Annotated in this window: 3 protein-coding genes; all 3 read left to right on the top strand. The window is 46.4% G+C overall.

Going from position 1 to position 3,503, the window contains the following annotated elements:
• Window positions 1–329 precede the first annotated feature (329 nt).
• Window positions 330–2,033 carry a radical SAM protein gene (locus tag LBJ25_06040; protein MDR1453515.1) on the top strand — a complete coding sequence of 568 codons (1,704 nt, stop codon included), beginning with the start codon at window positions 330–332 and terminating at the stop codon, window positions 2,031–2,033.
• 62 nt (window positions 2,034–2,095) lie between these two features.
• Complete coding sequence (gene trpS / locus LBJ25_06035; GenBank protein MDR1453514.1) at window positions 2,096–3,067, top strand: tryptophan--tRNA ligase; 972 nt, start codon at window positions 2,096–2,098, stop codon at window positions 3,065–3,067.
• Window positions 3,058–3,503: dTDP-4-dehydrorhamnose 3,5-epimerase (gene rfbC / locus LBJ25_06030; GenBank protein ID MDR1453513.1), on the top strand; the 446-nt coding region annotated here is incomplete at its 3' end. The genes trpS and rfbC, both read left to right, overlap by 10 nt.

Raw genomic sequence — 3,503 nt, 5'->3', positions numbered from 1 at the left:
CGTTTTTTGGCCGCCGCGCGGATATATTCTTCTATTTCTTTATCCGCCGCCGTGACCGGACTCAAATCTTTTTTGTACTCGACCGGCAAACCGGCCTGCCGAAAATAACGTAGAGCGATTTTATCTGTTTTGTCGGAAAGTTCGTGAAGTAGCGATAGCCAATCCATATTATATTATCCTAATAAACAAGTTATTTTACAAGCAAGGTCTTTTGAAACCTCTGCAAAAATCTATGTGAGTGGCGTATCCGTTTGCGGCGTGAAAATACCGCTGTAAAAAAAATGAAACATTTTCGTAACACTAACGAATATCTTAATAGAGGACAATTTATGTTTCTTAAAACTATCAGCGGTTTAAATTGTATTGTGGAGAAAGTACCGGATAACGCCACTGTGTTGCGCACATTTGCCACAACAGACGGCACAAAATACTGGATAGAATTACCAACCGGCGCGCAAAGTCTGAGCAGTTCTTTTGAGAACAGTCTGAACGAATTAGAGAACAGCCGCCTACAGGAAGCCCGCCAAACTCTGGCCAAATTCAATAATATCTGGTCGATCGTTTTATTGGTGACCGATAAATGCAACGCCAATTGCCAGATTTGCTTAAGATACCGTGACGCCAGCCCAGAACTACAATTTTCTGAAATGCAAAAAATAGTCGATGCGCTCCAAAGATTTGATGTTAAAAGAATAAGTTTTACTGGCGGCGAACCGCTCTTGAATCCCAATCTGGTGGAGTTAATAAAATACGCGCATCAGGCCGGGTTACTGACTTCTCTTTCCACCAACGGCACACTGGTAAGCAAAGAATTTATTGATTCTGTGAATGGCAGCCTGGATGAAATAATCATTCCTTTTGACGGCTCAATTTCAGAAATATTTTTGAAACTGGCGCCTTATGGAACTTCAGAGCATATCAAACATTTAAAAACTTTATTCCGGTACATTGAGGAAAAATCAACGATCAGTTTGAAACCTATAACTGTGGCCAGCCAGTTAAATCTGTCCGATCTGCCCAGCATCGGGCAAACTTTATCCTCTCAGGGTGTAAAACTTTGGAAAATTGATGAATATTACGCGGTAAATGAAAATGCTGGCGCGACTGATTTTCATCAGTTAGCCGAAAATGAGTTTGAGACGGCCTTGTTTACGCTCAAAACCCTGTATCCCAAATTAACAATTATTGCCCAAGGCGCCCAGCAAAGAAAAAATAACGCTGTGTTTTTCATTGCAGCTAGCGGTCAAGTAGTGCAAAACAAAAAACATCAAAACCTGTCTATTGGTTTTATATTTAATAAGCCGGCGGACTTCCTGGGCAATTCACAGTTTTATTCCAATACGTCTGTGGCCAATTATACAAATGGGGCTTCTAAAGCAAACCATTCTTTTGATTTGAATGGTCATTATTTAGAGCAATTCCAGAAAACCCATCAGCAATTATTAGCTTCCCTGAATACTACGGGAAAATCTCAGGTGTTTACGCCGCACATTGACTACGGGGCCAATATTATGGTGCCTCAATATCTGCGTTCCGCCATCTATCAAGACTTTGCTCAATACCATTACCACGGTATTTGGGATGATTATTATGAGATAACGCCAGACCTTTATTCCATCGGCATTTATCCTCTTGGCCGCCATTTAACTGACACCAGGTTTTACACGTTAGAAAACCTCTGGAAAAAAGTCAGGCAGAATCAATTGACAGTCACAGGTCCCTTTGGCGGCGAAGGTTGCCTTTTTTATCTGGTAGTACCGCTGGATACCAATAATTACTTTGAGCAGCTAAAATTGTTATTTCAAGACAGTTTCGGCAAAGTAGTCAGAAAAACCACCAATGACACCGCTGTCGGCTGGATCAATGTCGCCAGAACACGGCGAGCTATTCCACAGAATTTTATTCTTAGCTTGCAGGAAACCTTCTATCAAAACAATAAAATTCTTGGCAGTTTTTACCCCACCACACTTGGCGCAATCAAAGCCGACTGGCAGGAAAATGTTTATGACGCGGAAACGGCGCTTATTGACTAAGTTTTCCAGCCGTGATTCCAGAAGTTTGTTGAACAGCGCAAATTAATATATAATTTAAAATCATGCGCGTTTTATCAGGAATACAGCCTTCCGGCATTTTGCACATCGGCAATTATCTGGGCATGATGCGGCAGATGGTGGAATTGCAGGACGGGTCTGAATTGTTTTGTTTTATCGCCGATCTGCACGCCATGACTTCGCTCAACCGCGGCGACGAGCTGCGCGCCAATACGCGCAAAGCCGCGCTGGATTTTTTGGCGCTGGGCATTGATCCGGAAAAAGCGGTTTTCTGGGTGCAGTCCACCGTGCCGGAGATCAACGAGTTGACCTGGTATTTGAGCAATGTCACGCCGGTCAGTCTGCTCGAGCGCTGCCATTCTTACAAGGACAAGCTGGCCAAAGGGCTGCCCGCCAACGCCGGCCTGCTGAATTATCCGGCGCTGATGGCCGCGGACATACTCTCCGTGCAGAGCGATATAGTACCGGTCGGCAAAGACCAAAAACAGCATCTGGAGGTTACGCGCGACATCGCCATAAAATTCAATAATGAATTCGGCGAGACTTTCAAAGTACCGGACGCTCTAATTAAAGAAGAAGTCGCCATTGTGCCGGGCACGGACGGCCAGAAAATGTCCAAATCTTACGGCAACACTATCGAGATCTTCGGCGAGGAAAAAATTATCCGCAAGCAGGTTATGAATATCGTCACGGACTCCACGCCGCTGGAGCAGCCGAAAGATCCCGAAACCTGCAACGTCTTTAAAATATATGCTTTGTTTGCCGCGCCGGAGCAAAAGGCGGAAATGGAACGCAAGTACCGCGCCGGCGGCTACGGCTACGGCGACGCCAAGAAGGAAACTTTTGCTCTGCTCTGGGAATATTTTCGGCCGTACCGTGAGCGGCGCGCCGCGCTGGCTGAAAATCTCGACGCGGTGGAAAAAATCCTGCAAAAAGGCACGGACAAAGCCCGCGCGGAGATAATGAAAACGCTGCAAACCGTGCGGGAAAAAACAGGCGCGTTTTTATGCAAATAATCAAGACCGAATTTCCCGGACTGCTGATCATCGAGCCAAAAGTTTTTCCTGACGCGCGCGGCTTTTTCTACGAAAGCTACAATCAAAAGACTTTTGCCGCGGCTGGACTGGATGTTGTTTTCGCGCAGGACAATCATTCCCGCTCCGTGCGCGGCACACTGCGCGGGCTGCATTTCCAAAAAGGCGGTCTGGCGCAAACCAAACTGGTGCGCTGCACACTGGGCGAGGTTTACGATGTGGCCGTTGATCTGCGCCGCGGCTCGCCGACTTTTAAGCGCTGGCTTGGCCTTACACTCTCGGCGGAAAACAAAAAACAATTTTACATACCCCGGGGTTTTGCCCACGGTTTTGCCGTGCTGTCAGACCTTGCGGAATTCCAGTACAAATGTGACGCTTATTACGCGCCGCAGGCCGAGGCCGGCATTCTCTGGAATGA

The sequence above is a fragment of the Candidatus Margulisiibacteriota bacterium genome (assembly GCA_031268855.1).
In the GTDB taxonomy this organism is placed as follows: domain Bacteria; phylum Margulisbacteria; class Termititenacia; order Termititenacales; family Termititenacaceae; genus Termititenax.
Note: the sequence above shows the minus strand (reverse complement) of the source record. Positions and strands in the feature narration are given on the sequence as shown.